Source organism: Bradyrhizobium sp. BR 10289 (assembly GCF_019455385.1).
GTDB lineage: Bacteria > Pseudomonadota > Alphaproteobacteria > Rhizobiales > Xanthobacteraceae > Bradyrhizobium.
This window is the reverse complement of record NZ_JACOFR010000027.1, coordinates 1-15,325: the sequence shown is the minus strand read 5'-3', so window position 1 is coordinate 15,325 and position 15,325 is coordinate 1. Positions and strand designations below refer to the sequence as shown.

15 protein-coding genes are annotated in these 15,325 nt (G+C 64.4%); 4 read left to right on the top strand and 11 right to left on the bottom strand.

Annotated elements, in window-relative coordinates; all coding sequences use genetic code 11:
• Window positions 1–7 precede the first annotated feature (7 nt).
• Together HYH08_RS31255 and HYH08_RS31250 are read left to right on the top strand one after the other, a co-directional pair.
• A complete protein-coding gene (locus tag HYH08_RS31255) occupies window positions 8–562 on the top strand; it encodes a DUF924 family protein (protein ID WP_220013677.1) in 555 nt (184 codons plus the stop codon).
• 108 nt (window positions 563–670) lie between these two features.
• Window positions 671–1,156, top strand: coding sequence for a peroxiredoxin (locus tag HYH08_RS31250; RefSeq protein WP_220013676.1), 486 nt, complete (start codon window positions 671–673; stop codon window positions 1,154–1,156).
• Between the two features lie 166 nt (window positions 1,157–1,322).
• Here the strand turns inward: HYH08_RS31250 and rnhA are convergent, their stop codons facing one another.
• The 3 genes from rnhA to ispH are packed head-to-tail and all read right to left on the bottom strand — an operon-like array spanning window position 1,323 to window position 3,742.
• Window positions 1,323–1,787, bottom strand: coding sequence for a ribonuclease HI (gene rnhA, locus HYH08_RS31245; protein WP_220013675.1), 465 nt, complete (start codon window positions 1,785–1,787; stop codon window positions 1,323–1,325).
• Window positions 1,784–2,767: a homoserine kinase gene (locus HYH08_RS31240; protein WP_220013674.1), complete on the bottom strand. Its 984-nt coding sequence runs from the start codon at window positions 2,765–2,767 to the stop codon at window positions 1,784–1,786. Before HYH08_RS31240 ends, rnhA begins: the two co-directional genes overlap by 4 nt.
• Before the next feature lie 6 nt (window positions 2,768–2,773).
• Window positions 2,774–3,742, bottom strand: a complete 969-nt coding sequence (gene ispH / locus HYH08_RS31235) for a 4-hydroxy-3-methylbut-2-enyl diphosphate reductase (RefSeq protein WP_220013673.1) — start codon at window positions 3,740–3,742, stop codon at window positions 2,774–2,776.
• A gap of 255 nt (window positions 3,743–3,997) precedes the next feature.
• Between ispH and HYH08_RS31230 the strand changes: the two genes are divergently transcribed.
• Window positions 3,998–4,693, top strand: a complete 696-nt coding sequence (locus tag HYH08_RS31230; protein ID WP_220013672.1) for a DUF1013 domain-containing protein — start codon at window positions 3,998–4,000, stop codon at window positions 4,691–4,693.
• A 109-nt stretch (window positions 4,694–4,802) separates the two neighbouring features.
• On the opposite strand, the gene HYH08_RS31225 is transcribed toward HYH08_RS31230, so the two are convergent.
• From HYH08_RS31225 to HYH08_RS31195, 7 genes are all read right to left on the bottom strand, one after another.
• On the bottom strand, window positions 4,803–5,777 hold the full coding sequence (locus tag HYH08_RS31225; protein ID WP_220013671.1) for an ABC transporter ATP-binding protein: 975 nt from the start codon (window positions 5,775–5,777) through the stop codon (window positions 4,803–4,805).
• Complete coding sequence (locus HYH08_RS31220; protein ID WP_220013670.1) at window positions 5,774–7,189, bottom strand: amidase; 1,416 nt, start codon at window positions 7,187–7,189, stop codon at window positions 5,774–5,776. The genes HYH08_RS31225 and HYH08_RS31220 overlap by 4 nt, the downstream gene beginning before the upstream one ends.
• Complete coding sequence (locus HYH08_RS31215) at window positions 7,186–7,383, bottom strand: hypothetical protein (protein ID WP_220013669.1); 198 nt, start codon at window positions 7,381–7,383, stop codon at window positions 7,186–7,188. Before HYH08_RS31215 ends, HYH08_RS31220 begins: the two co-directional genes overlap by 4 nt.
• On the bottom strand, window positions 7,380–8,441 hold the full coding sequence (locus HYH08_RS31210) for an ABC transporter ATP-binding protein (protein ID WP_220013668.1): 1,062 nt from the start codon (window positions 8,439–8,441) through the stop codon (window positions 7,380–7,382). The genes HYH08_RS31215 and HYH08_RS31210 overlap by 4 nt, the downstream gene beginning before the upstream one ends.
• Before the next feature lie 183 nt (window positions 8,442–8,624).
• Complete coding sequence (locus HYH08_RS31205) at window positions 8,625–9,527, bottom strand: ABC transporter permease (protein WP_220013667.1); 903 nt, start codon at window positions 9,525–9,527, stop codon at window positions 8,625–8,627.
• 2 nt (window positions 9,528–9,529) lie between these two features.
• Entirely contained in the window at window positions 9,530–10,483 is a 954-nt protein-coding gene (locus tag HYH08_RS31200) for an ABC transporter permease (protein ID WP_220013666.1), read from the bottom strand.
• A gap of 199 nt (window positions 10,484–10,682) precedes the next feature.
• Window positions 10,683–12,341, bottom strand: a complete 1,659-nt coding sequence (locus HYH08_RS31195; RefSeq protein WP_220013665.1) for an ABC transporter substrate-binding protein — start codon at window positions 12,339–12,341, stop codon at window positions 10,683–10,685.
• A gap of 198 nt (window positions 12,342–12,539) precedes the next feature.
• Between HYH08_RS31195 and HYH08_RS31190 the strand changes: the two genes are divergently transcribed.
• Window positions 12,540–14,135, top strand: a complete 1,596-nt coding sequence (locus tag HYH08_RS31190; protein ID WP_220013664.1) for an ABC transporter substrate-binding protein — start codon at window positions 12,540–12,542, stop codon at window positions 14,133–14,135.
• A gap of 269 nt (window positions 14,136–14,404) precedes the next feature.
• Here HYH08_RS31190 and HYH08_RS31185 read toward each other — a convergent pair.
• Window positions 14,405–15,325: dihydrodipicolinate synthase family protein (locus HYH08_RS31185; RefSeq protein WP_220013663.1), on the bottom strand; the 921-nt coding region annotated here is incomplete at its 5' end.

Below are 15,325 nucleotides of genomic sequence, written 5' to 3'. Positions count from 1 at the left end.
TTGATTGATGACCGACGACGTCAAGATCGGCCCGGCCGGCGTTCTCGCCTTCTGGCGCGAGGCCGGCCGCGAGCGCTGGTACAAGCGCGACGATGCTTTCGACAATGAGGTCCGTCGCCGCTTTCTTCCGCTCTGGGAGAAGGCCGTCGCCGGCGAGCTGGCATCATGGGAGGCGAACGACGAGGGCGCGCTCGCGCTCGTCATCGTGCTCGACCAGTTTCCTCGCAACATGTTTCGCGGCACACGCGAGGCTTTTGCCAGCGACCCGCTGGCACGCGACGTCGCCCGCCGCGCCCTCGCGCGGGGCGTCGACAAGAGGATCGACCCGATCCTGCTCGAATTCCTCTACATGCCTTTCATGCACTCCGAGCACCTGCCCGACCAGTTGCATTGCGTTGCCCTCTTTCAGGGCACCGACAATGCCGAAAACCTGAAATATGCCCGGGAGCACGCCGACATCATCCAGCGGTTCGGCCGCTTTCCCCACCGCAACCGCCTGCTCGGGCGCGACACCACCGCGGACGAGCAGGCCTTCCTCGACGGCGGCGGCTTTTCGGGCTGATGACATCACGGCGAAGGGCCGAGGGAGCCGCCGTATCCCCCGCCGGCAATATTGTGCAGCGCCGCCGCACGGTCTAAAAAGCGGGACCGATTTTCAGGGAGACTGACGATGGCGATCCAGATTGGCGACAAGCTGCCCGAGGCGAAATTCCGTGTGATGACGGCGGATGGCCCGCAGGTGAAGACCACCGACGATATCTTCAAGGGCAAGAAGGTGGCGCTGTTCGCCGTGCCCGGCGCCTACACCGGCACCTGCCACAAGATGCATCTGCCGAGCATCTTCCTCAACGCCTATGCCATCAAGGACAAGGGCGTCGACACCATCGCCATCGTCTCCGTCAACGATGCCTTCGTGATGAACGCCTGGAAGCGCGACACCGACCAGCGCGACGAGGCGGTCTTCCTCGCCGACGGCAATGCCGATTTCACCAAGGCGATCGGCATGGAGCTCGACGCCTCCGCCAACGGCCTCGGCATCCGTTCCAAGCGCTACTCGATGCTGGTCGAGGACGGCGTGGTCAAGAAGCTGAACCTCGAGGCGATGCCCGGCAAGGTCGAAGTCTCCGGCGGGGATACGCTGCTCGGGCAGCTGTAAGGCGGCCAACGCATCGGCCATACATAACACTGTCATGCCCCGCGAAGGCGGGGCATCCAGTAAGCCGAGACGTCTCGGCTCAATCACTGCGGCCTCTGGAATACTGGATCGCCCGCCTTCGCGGGCGATGACAGCTTTGAATGCGGCGGCACCGAGCGGCGATCGGCTACTCCGCCAGCCGCTGCTGCAGCCTTGCTTTCACGATCCCATCCCGCGCCAGCTGATCGGCGCGTTCGTTCTCGGGATGGCCGGCGTGGCCTTTCACCCAGTGCCAGCGGACCTCGTGCGCCTTGAGCGCGGCATCGAGGCGCTGCCATAGCTCGACATTCTTGACCGGCTTCTTGTCGGCGGTGCGCCAGCCGTTGCGCTTCCAGCCGTGGATCCAGCCGGTGATGCCCTGCCGCACATACTGGCTGTCGGTGTAGAGATCGACGGTGCACGGCTTCTTCAGCGCTTCCAGCGCGGAGATCGCCGCCATCAATTCCATCTGGTTGTTGGTGGTGTGCGGCTGGCCGCCGTTCAGCTCTTTTTCCTTGTCGCCGAACTTCAGGATCGCGCCCCAGCCGCCCGGCCCGGGATTCCCCGAGCAGGCGCCGTCGGTGAAGATCGTGACATTGGGAAGCCCGTTCACGCGACCAGCCCCGACGGCATCAGCCCGTAATCGCGCGCGCTGGATACGTTTTGGTGGAAACGCAGCTTGCGAAAATATTCCAGGGGATCCTTTGGCTTCACCAGCGCCCCTGGCGGCACGTTGAGCCAGTCGACCAGCCGCGTCAGCAGAAAGCGGATCGCGGCACCGCGCGCGAGCAGCGGCAATGCGGCCTCTTCGGCTTCGCTCAGCTTGCGCACGCGCTGGTAGGCATTGAGGAAAGCACGCGCCTTGGTGACGTTGAAGGAGTGGTCCGGCTCGAAACACCAGGCGTTGAGGCAGATCGCAACATCATAGGCCAGCATGTCGTTGCAGGCGAAAGTGAAGTCGATGATCCCCGAGAGCTTGTCGCCGAGGAAGAAGACGTTGTCGTTGAAGAGGTCGGCGTGGATCAAGCCCTCCGGCAGATCGGTCGGCCAGACGCCGCCGGAGAGATAGTCGAGCTCGGCGGCGAGAAACGCGCGCAAGCCCGGCTGCACCTCGTCGGCGCGATCCGCCGCCGCGTCAAACAGCGGCCGCCAGCCCGCAACCGACAGCGCGTTGGCCCGCTTGATCGCAAAATTGGCGCCGGCCAGGTGCATGCGGGCGAGCCCTTCCCCGACGCCGGCGCAATGCACGGCGTTCGGCTTGCGCGGCCAGACGCCTTCGAGAAAGGTGATGATCGCGGCGGGCCGCCCCGACAGCTCGAGCAACGCCTCGCCGTTCCTCGCTTTGACGGGCAACGGGCAATTGACGCCGTGCTCGGCCAGATGCGTCATCAGCGCGAGGAAGAACGGCAGATCGTTCTTCGCCACGCGCTTCTCGTAGAGCGTGAGGATGAACGACCCCTTGCTCGTATGCAGCAGGAAGTTGGTGTTCTCGACGCCCTCGGCGATGCCCTTGTAGGAGAGCAGTTCGCCGAGATCGTATTGCTTCAGGAAATCCGCAAGCTCGTCGGCGGCAACGTCGGTGTAGACCGCCATAAAAGTCTACTCGGCGGCAGCTTCAGGGCGCACCTGACGCGGCAGCGGGAAGAACTCGTTCTCTTCCGCAGCCGAGACCGTCTCGACATGCAGCGTGTAGCGCTCGGCGAACGCGTCCATGATCTCCTCGACGATCACTTCCGGCGCCGACGCACCCGCGGTGATGCCGAGGCTCGTAATGTTGCCGAACCTTGTCCAGTCGATGTCGGTGGCGCGCTGCGCGAGCACGGCGATCTTGCAGCCCTCGCGCTCGGCGACCTCGCGCAGACGCTGCGAGTTCGACGAGTTCGGCGCGCCGACCACGATCAAGGCGTCGACCACCGGCGCCACCTTCTTCACCGCGAGCTGGCGATTGGTGGTGGCGTAGCAGATGTCTTCCTTGTGCGGACCGTTGATGTTCGGGAAGCGCTCCTTGAGCAGCGCCACGATCTCCGCGGTGTCGTCGATCGACAGCGTGGTCTGGGTCACGAAGGCGAGGTTGTTGGGATCCTTCGGAGTGATGGTCTTGGCGTCCTCGGCGGTCTCGATCAGGGTAACCGCGCCGGCCGGCAACTGGCCGAGCGTGCCGACCACTTCAGGATGATGCGAATGGCCGATCAGGAAGATTTCGCGGCCGCGCTTGAAGTGGATCGCGGCCTCGCGGTGCACCTTGGTCACCAGTGGGCAGGTCGCATCCAGCGAGAACAGGTTGCGGGAGCTGGCGTCGGCCGGAACCGATTTCGGCACCCCATGGGCCGAGAACACCACCGGGGCGGTGGTGTTTTCCGGAATCTCGGCGAGCTCCTCGACGAAGATCGCGCCCTTCTTCTTCAACCCGTCGACGACGTATTTGTTGTGCACAATCTCATGGCGAACATAGACGGGGGCGCCGTATTTATCGAGTGCCCGTTCCACGGTGTCGATCGCCCGGACCACCCCGGCGCAGAAGCCACGGGGAGAACAAAGCACGATCTTGAGGTCTGGTTTGGCTGACATTGAGCGATCTCGGGACCGAATCACCCGTTTCGCCTTCTGGCGGGGGCGGTCGATGGATGGAAAGGGCTAAGGTACGAGCTTACGGGGACTTTAGAGGGAATTGGGCCCCCTTTCGGGCGCTGTCAAGGCACTATCTATAGCAGAACCATTGCGTGGCTACCCCCTCCCGGCTTATATAGCGCGAATTCCCTGTCATCGCTGATGACCACCGGTTTCGCCTCCAAAGGGGTGGGCGAAGCACAAAGGAGATTTGCCATGAGCAACGCACCTCTGATGCCCAAGGCGACCGCCGTCTGGCTGCTCGACAACACCGCGCTGACCTTCGACCAGGTCGCCGATTTCACCAAGATGCATCCCCTCGAGGTGCGTGCGATCGCCGACGGCGACGCCGCCCAGGGCATCAAGGGCATGGATCCCCTCTCCAACGGCCAGCTGACCCGCGAAGAGATCGAGAAGGGCGAGAAGAATCCGGACTACCGGCTCCGCCTCCAGGAGAGCAAGGTGGTGCTGCCACCGCAGCCCAAGCGCAAGGGCCCGCGCTATACCCCTGTCTCGCGCCGCCACGAGCGCCCGAGCGCCATCCTCTGGCTGCTGCGCAGCCATCCCGAGCTCAAGGACGCCCAGATCATGCGCCTGGTCGGCACCACCAAGAGCACGATCGCCAGCGTGCGCGACCGTACCCACTGGAACACCTCACAGCTGACCCCGATCGATCCCGTCACCCTCGGGCTCTGCTCGCAGATCGAGCTCGATTTCGAAGTGGCGCGCGCGGCCAAGGAAAAGCCGATCGACGCAGCCTATGGCGGCGCCACCCTGCTGCCGGCCTCCGAGACCACCAAGAAGGACGAGTTCGAGCCGGCCGAACGCTCCAGCGACGATCTCAATGTCGACGCCGTGTTCGCCAAGCTCAAGACGCTCGGCGGCAAGAAGCAGGACGACGACGAGGAGTAGAACTCGCTTTCATCGGTCATCACATGCAAACGCGGCGGGAAAACTCGCCGCGTTTTTGTTTGGTACGGTGCCTGAGCGGCACGGGCGCATCTGCTTACATTGGCAGGCGCTACGTCGCAGCCATCTGCTCGGCCAACACACACCTTGCTGCCCTGCCTGGCCCGACCTCCACATTCGCCGGGAGCTGCTCGACGCAGCGCGGCTGGGCGAGCTTGCACCGAGGAGCGAAGGAGCAATTGTGGGGCTTTTCGGCCAGCGACGGCGGGGTGCCGGGGATGGTCTCCAGCCGCTGGCCGCGCTTGGCGCCGTGGATGGTGGAGGCGAGCAGGCCCTTTGCGTAGGGGTGCACGGGGCTGCGGACGATATCGCGAAGCGTGCCCTGCTCCACGATCTGGCCGGCATACATCACCGCGACGCGGTCGCAGATCTCGATCGCGACACCGATGTCGTGGGTGACGAAGATGACGGACATGCCGAACTCGCGCTGCAACTCGCGCAGCAGCAGCAGGATCTGGATCTGCACGGTGGCATCGAGCGCGGTGGTCGGCTCGTCCGCGAGCAGGATCTTTGGACGGCAGGCCAGCGCAAGCGCGATCATCGCGCGCTGGCGCATGCCGCCGGACATTTCGTGCGGATAGGCATCGAGCCGGCGTTTGGCGGAGGGGATGCGCACGACCTCGAGCATCTCGAGTGCGCGTGCCCTGCCCTCCGCATAGGACTTGCCTTCATGCCGCACCACGCTTTCGGCGATCTGCGCGCCGATGGTGTAGACCGGATCGAGCGCCAGCGCGGGCTCCTGGAAGATCATCGAAACGGTCTGACCGCGGAACGACGACAGCTGGTCATCATTCATGGCGAGCACGTCCTGACCCATGACGTTGACCTTGCCGGTGATCTGCGTGCGCTTCTTCGGCAGCAGCCGCATCAGCGCACGCAGGGTCACGCTTTTTCCCGAACCGGATTCGCCGAGCAGGCCCAGCACCTCGCCGTCACCGAGCGAGAGGCTGAGATCGTTCACGGCATAGACCGTGCGCTCGCCGGTGAAGCGGATGTTGAGGCCTGAGATCTCGACGAGCTTTGTCATGACGGCAGTTTCGGCAGTCGATCGTGATAGTCGGTGGCGCGCTGGAAGGCGGCGCCGATAGTCAGCAGGGTCGCTTCATCGAAGGAGCGGCCGATCAGCTGCATGCCGACCGGCAAGCCGCTTTTGGTGAAGCCCGAGGGAATGGTGAGTGACGGCAGGCCGAGATAGTTCACCGGGCGGGTGAACAGCGTCAGGCGCTGCACCATGGCCGGCGCGTTCGGGCCACCGCCGACGTCGCTCTCCTCGATCGTCGGTGCCGGCACTGGCGACGCCGGCGCAATGATGGCATCGACGCCCGATGTGGCCGCATTGTGCGCGGCCAGTGCGGGACCGCGCCAGCGCATGGCTTCGAGATAGCTGATGGCGGGAACGGCGAGGCCATTCTGAAGCCGCATCAAGGTCTGCGGACCGTAATCCTGCGGACGCTCGATCATCCAGCGCTTGTGGAACGCGGCCGCTTCCGCCGCAAGCACGAGCTGGCTTGCCGCGGATAATTGCCGCTGGTCCGGCAGCTCGACCTTGACGATGTCGGCGCCCTCGCGCTTGAGCACCGCGATGGTCTCGTCGAGCACGCGCGCGACCTCGCTGTCGAGGTCGTCGACATAGAAGGATGCGGGCACGCCGATCTTGAGGCCTTTCAGCGACCCCTTGGTCGCGGCGACGTAGTCCGACAGCGGCACGTGGCTCGCGGTCGGATCTTCCGGATCGGGACCCGCCATCAAGGCGAGCAGCAACGCGCAATCCTCGGCAGTCCGCGCCAGCGGGCCGACCGTGTCGAGCGATTGCGACAAGGGCATCGCGCCGGCGCGACTGACGCGGCTCCATGTGGTCTTGAGCCCGGTGACGCCGCAGAAATGCGCGGGCATACGGATCGAGCCGCCGGTGTCGGAGCCCAGCGCCGCGAACGTCAGTCGCGCCGCGACAGACGAGCCCGAGCCGGACGAGGAGCCGCCGGTGATATGCGCGACGTTCCAGGGATTGCGCACAGGGCCGTAATGGGCGTTGTGGCCGGTCGGGCCATAGGCGAACTCGGCGAGGTGCAGCGTGCCGAGACGGACTTGTCCCGCGTCCTTCAGCCGCTGCAAGGCGGTCGAGGTCGTCGTCGCCACGAAGTCGCGGCGGATCAGCGAACCGCAGGTCGCAACGTGGCCGGCGTCGTAATACATGTCCTTGTGCGCGAGCGGCACGCCGTGCAGGGGACCGCGGACATTGCCCTTGGCGAGCTCGGCGTCGGCGGCTTCTGCCGCCTTCAGCGCAGCTTCCGCCTCGATCGACATGAAGGCGTTGAGATGTGGCTGCCACTGGGCGATGCGGTGCAGCAGCGCGCGCGTCACCTCATGCGAGGACACCTGCTTCACCGCGATCGCGCGCGCGATCTCGGTGAGCGTCATCAAGGCAGGCTCACGGCTCATTTCGACACCTTCGTCGTCTGCGCAACCACGTAGGATGCGGGCTCGAGGTCGAAGGGCAGCGTGCCGGCAATGGCCGCAAAAACTTCGAAGGCCGGTCCTATGGAATTGGAGATGCGCGTTGCGATCTCGTCATCGACGGGAACGCCCGCAACTTGCGCGATCGGCTTGATCTCTTTCGGAGTCGGTCTTGTCATGCTGTTTCCCCTGCGGGCGCGCGGCTATGGCCTGATCCCGGTATAGCCATGTAGCACGCGGCCTCGTGGCCCATTCTATCCAGCGCCGTGAGCTTTGGTGTCGCATTTGCGCAGAGCGGCTCCGCAAACGGACAACGGGTGTGGAAGCGGCACTCGGACGGCGGATCGATCGGATTTGGCGGATCGCCGGTGATCGGCGGTTCTTCCGTGCGCCTGTCCGGATCGGAGGACGGCATCGCAGCCAGCAGCGCACGCGTGTAGGGATGCGCAGGCGCGTCCCAGACCTGGTCGACCGGGCCGAGCTCGACGACCTCGCCGAGATACATCACCAGCACACGGTCCGAGATGTAGCGGACGACATTGAGGTCGTGGCTGATGAAGAGATAGGTCAGGCCGAACTCGCGCTTGAGGTCATCGAGCAGATTGAGCACCTGCGCCTCGACGGATTTGTCGAGCGCGGAGACGGCTTCATCCAGGATCACCAGCCGCGGCGACAGCGCCAGCGCGCGCGCGATGTTGACGCGCTGGCGCTGGCCGCCGGAGATCTCGTGCGGATAGCGGTTGGCGAAGTTTTCCGGGCGCAGGCCCACCTTGCCGAGCAGCTCGCGCGCCAGGGCGCGTGCCGTGCCGTCGGCCATGCCGTGGACCTTGGGGCCGAAAGCGATGGATTCCTCGATCGTCAGGCGCGGATTGAGCGAGGCGTAGGAATCCTGAAACACCATCTGCATGCCGCGGCGCAGCTCGCGCAGGCTCAGCGCCTGGCCGACGGTCATGCCGTCATAGATGATGTCGCCGTCATCGCGCGGCATCAGATGCATCAAGAGGCGCGCGGTGGTGGACTTGCCGCAGCCGGACTCGCCGACAATGCCGACAGTCTCGCCCTTGGCGACGGAGAAGGTGACGTTGTCGACGGCCCGCACGGTGCGCTTGGCGGTGAACAGGCCGCCGCGCACCGGGAAGTGTTTGGTGAGGCCGTTGACCTGCAGCAGCGGCTGCGCGACGCCGCCGACGTCCTCGACGGGCTCCAGCATTTCAACGGATGTCGCGGTCTCGGTCATCGCGGCGATCTCCCACCTCTCCCCATCGGGGAGAGGTCGCGCCGAAGGCGCGGGTGAGGGGGCGCGGCAAACTCGATAGAGCGGAACCCCTCACCCGGATTGCATCTTACGATGCAATCCGACCTCTCCCTTCGGGAGAGGTGTCGCACCAACATCGCCGCGACCAGAATCTCTCTCATCATCTCAATTCCTGATGTCCATGGCGCTGCGCAGACCGTCCGAGAGCAGGTTGAAGCAGATCGAGACCGCGAAGATCATCGCGCCGGGCAATGCTGCGACCCAGGGATTGACGTAGATCGCGGTGCGCAGCGTGTTCAGCATCAAGCCCCATTCCGGCTCCGGCGGCTTGGTGCCGAGGCCGAGGAAGGAGAGACCCGCCGCCAAAATCATCGAGACCGAGATGAGACTGGTGGCATAGACGAAGATCGCGCCCAGCACGTTACCCAGGATATGCACCCGCATGATGGTGAAGGGCCCCGCGCCGGAGGCGCGCGCGGCCTCGACGAAATCCATGTTGCGCACGCCTGTGGTGACGCTTTCAGCGACGCGGGTGATCTGCGGCACGAACACGACGGTCAGCGACACGATGGAGTTGAGAATGCCGGCCCCCAGCGCGCCGGAGATCGCGATCGCGAGCAGCACCGAGGGGAAGGCGTAGAACACGTCGATCGTGCGCATGATCGCGGTGTTGAGCTTGCCGCCGACATAGCCGGCGACGAGGCCGAGCGAAGTGCCGATGCAGAAGGCGAGGATCACCGGCAGGATGCCGATCACGAGCGACAGCCGTCCGCCATAGATCAGCCGCGCCAGCATGTCGCGGCCGAGCTCGTCGGTGCCTAGTGGATATCCAACCGTGCCGATGTGGCGCAGGCGGCGGATCATCGAGCCCTTGTAGGGATCTTCGAGGCCCAGCCATGGCGCGAGGATCGCGGAGAGGAAGATCAGGATCAGCACGAGCGCGCAGGCGATGCTGACCTTGTCGCGCATGATGCGGCGGCCGACAGTCGCCCAATAGCCGCGCGCCTTGGTCGCAGGTGCGGCCTGGAGCGCGGCGTCGGCGGTGGCGGACAACGGAAGCTCGCTCATCGCTAGCCCCGCTTGATGCGCGGATCGATCGCGGCTTGCGCGATGTCGACCAGCAGATTGAGGAAGACGAAGAACAGCGCCAGGATCAGGATCGTGCCCTGCAAGAGCGGCAAGTCGCGCTGGAAGATCGCGGAGTTCAGCAGGAAGCCGGAGCCCGGCCAGGAGAACACGGTTTCGATCAGGATCGAGCCGCCGAGCATGTAACCGAGCTGCAATCCCATCACCGCGAGCGCAGTGGGCGCGGCATTCTTGATGACGTGACGGAACACCCCTCGCTCATGCAGGCCCTTTGCGCGCAAGGCTTCGACGAAATCCTGGCTGAGGATGTCTCCGGTGAGCGCGCGCACGGTGCGGGTGACGATGCCCATGGGAATCACCGAGGTCGTGATCGCCGGCAGCACGAGATATTGCAGGTGCGCCCAGTCCCAGGCCCAGGAGTTGGAGCCATTGGGGCCGGCGCCGACCGCGGGCAGCCAGTTGAGCTGCACCGAGAAGATGATGACCATCACCATGCCGAGCCAGTAATGCGGCACGGAGACGCCGGCGATGGCAAAGGAGGTCGCGACCTTGTCGATCCAGGTCTCGCGGAAATAGCCGGCGATCAGGCCGAGCAGGATGCCCATGGTGAAGCCGATGAGGGCGGCCGCAATCGCCAGCGTGACGGTATTGCCGACCGCGCGCATGACCTCGGCGAGCACGGGCCGCCCCGTCGCGATGGAATTGCCGAGATCGCCATGCAGGGCGCGCAGCAGCCAAAGCCCGAACTGCACCGGCAGCGGGCGGTCAAAGCCATAGGCGGCGCGCAGCTGCGCGGCGAGCTCCTGCGAGGCATCGGCGGGGAGCACCGCGACGAGCGGATCGCCCGGCGTGATGTGCACGAGCAGAAAGCACACCAGCGCCACGCTGATGACGATCGGAATGACATAGACGATGCGTCTGGCGATATAGGCGAGCACGTTGTTTCTTTTTCTTCCCTTCTCCCCTTGTGGGAGAAGGTGGCGCGAAGCGCCGGATGAGGGGTCTCTGTCCGCGGATACAGACGTTCAAATGTGAAAGAGAGGAGTTCGCGGAGAGAGACCCCTCACCCGGCTTCGCTAACGCGAAGCCACCCTCTCCCACAAAGGGGAGAGGGTGCACCGAGTACGTTGCGATCAACTACTGCATCGACACCAGCGAGAAGTCGATGAACCAGCTCTTCGGCTGAACGACACCCGTCACCTTCGGGCTCATCGCGCGGGGGCCGACGTCGTGGGCGACGTAGAGGAAGGCGGCGTCGTCGACGGAGGCTGCGTGCAGCTCGGCGAGCGCGGCGTCACGCGCGGCGGGATCGAAGGTCTGCCGCGCCTTCTTCACCAGCTCGTCGAATTTGGGATCGTTGATGAAGCCCCAATTGTTCGAGACCGGCGGCGCCATGCTCGACTGCAGGAAGCGCACCAGCGCGAAGAATGGGTCCATCGCCGCATAGGTGACGTTGGTCGCATTCGAGCCGTTGGCGCTGGGGTCCTTGGCGCCGCGGCGCCAGTTGGTGAACAGCGTGTTCCACTCGATGACGTCGAGCTTCACGTCGAAATAGCATTCGGCGAGGGCCTGCTGGAGATATTCGTTCATCGGCAGCGGCTGCATCTGACCGGAGCCCGACGCCGACGTCTGGATCTTCACCGTCAGCTTCTTGTTCGGACCGAAGCCGGCCTCCTGCATCAGCTTTTGCGCCGCCGCCTTGTCATACTTGATCTCGAAGGTCGGCTTGCCGCGCCAGGGATGGCCGGGCTCGAAAGTGCCGGTCGCCGGCACCATCAGGCCGGCGAGCAATCCGTCCTTGAGGCCTTCGCGGTCGACGCAGAGGTTGGCGGCCTTACGCACGCGGATGTCGTTCCAGGGCGAGCCTTCGATGCGCGAGAACTGCCAGGGCCAGACATGCGGCTGCTCGTTGGCGTAGAGCTTGAAGCCGCGCTGCTTGAGCTCGGGCAGCGCATCCGGTGCCGGCGCCTCGACCCAATCGACCTGGCCGGACAGCAGCGCCGCGGTGCGGGCATTGGCTTCCGGCATCGGCAGCAGCACCATCTTGTCGACCTTGGGCACGCGGGCCTTGTCCCAATAGCTCGCGTTCTTCACCAGCTCGAGCCGTTCGCGCGGCGTGAAGCTCGCCATCTTCCACGGGCCGGTGCCCGAGGCGTCCTTGGCGAACGCGGTCCAGGCGGCCTGCGACTTCGCCTTGGCATCGGCGCCTTCGGCCTTGTCGTAGAAGGCCTGCCACTTCGCCGGGCTCGCCATGAACAGGTTGGTGAGGTTGATCGGCAGGAAGCTGTCGGGCTCCTTGGTGGTGAGCTCGACGGTCATGTCGTCGATCTTCTTGGCGGAGGCCAGCGTTGGCATGCGCGAGGCCGTGACGCCGACCTGGCTGGCGTCGAATTGCGGCGCATCCTGCTTCAGCACCTTGTCGACATTCCACACCACGGCGTCCGCGTTGAACGGCGAGCCGTCATGGAAGGTGACGCCGGGGCGCAGCTTGAAGGTCCATTTGGTCTTATCGGCATCATCCACCTTCCACTCGGTGGCAAGGCCGGGGATCACGACGCTCGGCTTGTCGGCAGAGGAGAGATCCCAGCCGGTCAGCGCGTCATACATCGTGAGGCCGGTGAAGCGGTTGCCCTCAAAACCCTGATCCGGCTGGCCCAGCGTGCGCGGAATATCGGCAGCGGTCATGCCGATGCGCAGCACGGTTTCAGCACTCGCCACGCGTGGCCACGCGGCCGCACTGCCGAGCGCTAGAAGCGCGATCAGCGCCGCGCGGGTCATGTTTTTCTTGATAAGCATTACCTCAGTCCTTTTCCGGCTTACATGATTAATTTTGATGCAATCGTATGCAATGGCTATGCCAAGGAGAAACTTTTTCTGCAAATTGCCCCTGCGGCGACAAGTCCTTGTGATCGGGCGCAGGCGCGAGCAACGCACTGCCTATTCTGGCATCAAGCTTGCAAGTTTCGCCCCGATTTTCCCTGGGAGCTTTGGGCCATGCGTATCCGATTAACGACCTGTCTCGCCATGCTTACGCTGGCGGTTTCCGCACTGTCGGCGCGCGCCGAAACGGTGGTACGCTACGGCATCTCGATGGCGGACATTCCGCTGACGACGGGCCAGCCCGATCGCGGCGCCGGCGCCTATCAGTTCACGGCCTATACGATCTACGATCCGCTGGTCGCGTGGGAGATGGACGTTGCCGACCGGCCGGGCAAGCTGGTGCCGGGCCTCGCCACCGAATGGAAGGTGGATGACGCCGACAAGACGAAGTGGCGCTTCACTTTGCGCAAGGGCGTGAAGTTTCACGACGGCAGCGATTTCAATGCCGACGCGGTGATCTGGAATCTCGACAAGGTGCTCAACGACCAGGCGCCACAATTCGACAAGCGGCAGAGCGCGCAGGTGAAGACCCGCCTCCCCTCAGTCGCGAGCTACGCCAAGATCGACGATTCCACCGTGGAGATCACCACCAAGACGATCGATTCCTTCTTTCCCTATCAGATGCTGTGGTTCCTGGTCTCGAGCCCGGCGCAATATGAAAAGCTCGGCAAGGACTGGGACAAGTTCGCGAGCCAGCCTTCGGGCACCGGCCCGTTCAAATTGACGAAACTGGTGCCGCGCGAGCTCGCCGAGCTTTCGAAAAACCCGGACTATTGGAACAAGAAGCGCATTCCAAAGGTCGACAAGATCGTGCTGGTGCCGATGCCGGAAGCGCTGACGCGCACCAATGCGCTGCTCGCCGGACAAGTGGACCTGATCGAGACGCCCGCGCCGGATGCCGTGCCGCAGCTGAAGGCCGCCGGCATGAAGCTGGTCGACAACGTCACGCCGCATGTCTGGAACTATCATCTCAGCGTGCTGCCGGGCTCGCCCTGGACCGACATCCGCCTGCGCAAGGCGCTGAACCTCGCCATCAATCGCGACGAGGTCGTCGGCCTGATGAATGGACTGGCAAAGCCCGCCAAGGGCCAGGTCGACCCGTCGAGCCCGTGGTTCGGCAAGCCGAGCTTTGAGCTGAAGTATGATCTGGCGGCTGCCAAGAAGCTGGTCGAAGAGGCCGGTTATTCCAAGGCAAAGCCGCTGAAGACCACCTTCATCATCGCACAGGGCGGCACCGGCCAGATGCTGTCGCTGCCGATGAACGAATTCCTGCAGCAGAGTTTTAAAGAAATCGGCATCGACATCGACTTCAAGGTGGTCGAGCTCGAGACGCTCTACACGCATTGGCGCAAGGGCGCGGCCGACGAGATGAACGCCGGCATTACCGCCAACAACATCGCCTATGTCACGTCCGATCCGCTCTACGCCATCGTTCGCTTCTTCGCCTCGGACCAGATCGCGCCTGTCGGCGTCAACTGGGGCGGCTACAAGAACCCGAAGGTCGACGCGCTGATCAACGAGGCCAAGCAGACGTTTGATACCGCCAAGCAAGACGAGCTGATCGCGCAGGCACATGCGCTGATCGTCGACGACGCCGTGCTGGTCTGGGTCGTTCACGACACCAACCCGCACGCGCTGTCGCCGAAGATCAAGCAGTTCGTGCAGGCGCAGCACTGGTTCCAGGACCTGACGACGATCGGGGTGGAGTGAGGGGGCGAGCACAGTGCTGTAGCACGCACGGTGCCGTAGGGTGGGCAAAGCGAAGCGTGCCCACCACCGTCGCTGAGGAAAAAGATCGTGGGCACGGCGCTACGCGCCTTTGCCCACCCTACGATGTCAGTGCGTGGAGCACATCATTCTCCACGTCATTGCGAGCGTAGCGAAGCAATCCAGAATCTTTCTGCGGAGGCAGCCTGGATTGCTTCGTCACAAGAGCTCCTCGCAATGACGGCGGAGAGACTGAATGACGGCGGAGAGAGCTACTTCCCCCACCGTAGTGCCAGCGCATCGCGCTCCTTGGCGAGTTCCAGCAGCCCAGCCCTTGTCGCCGGATGCAGTGGCTGCAGCGGATGCCGCACCGCCTCCGACTTGATCACGCCGCCGGCCTGCATCATCGCCTTGCAGGCGATCAGGCCACATTGGCGGTTCTCGTAGTTGATCAGCGGTAGCCAGCGCTCATAGGCGGCCTTCGCCTTTTCGCGATCGCCGGCGAAATAGGGATCGATGATCTGGCGGATGCCGTCGGGATAGCCGCCGCCGGTCATCGCACCGGTGGCGCCGGCATCGAGATCGGCCAGCAGCGTGATCGCCTCCTCGCCGTCCCAAGGGCCTTCGATGTCCTTGCCGCCCGCCTCGATCAAGCTGCGCAGTTTCGAGGCCGCGCCCGGCACCTCGATCTTGAAATAGCGGATGTTGGCGAACTCGCGGGACAGACGCGCCAGCAGGTCGACCGACAGCGGCGTGCCGGCCACCGGCGCGTCCTGGATCATGATGGGGATGTTGATCGCGCCGGAGAGCACCTTGAAGAACTCGACGATGCCCTTCTCGGGCACGCGAAAGGTCGCGCCGTGATAGGGCGGCATCACCATCACCATGGCGGCACCGGCGGCTTCGGCCTGCTTGCTGCGCGCCGCGCACACGGCGGAACTGAAATGGGTGGTGGTAACGATGACGGGAACCCGGCCCGCGACATGCTCCAGCACCGCATGCATCACGGTTTCGCGCTCGGCATCGGTCAGCACGAACTGCTCGGAGAAGTTGGCGAGGATGCAGATTCCGTGCGAGCCGGCGTCGATCATGAAATCGATACAGCGGCGCTGGCCTTCCAGATCAAGCTCGCCGCGCTCGTCGAAGATGGTAGGCGCCACCGGGAACACGCCGCGATAGGGGCGCTGGGCCTT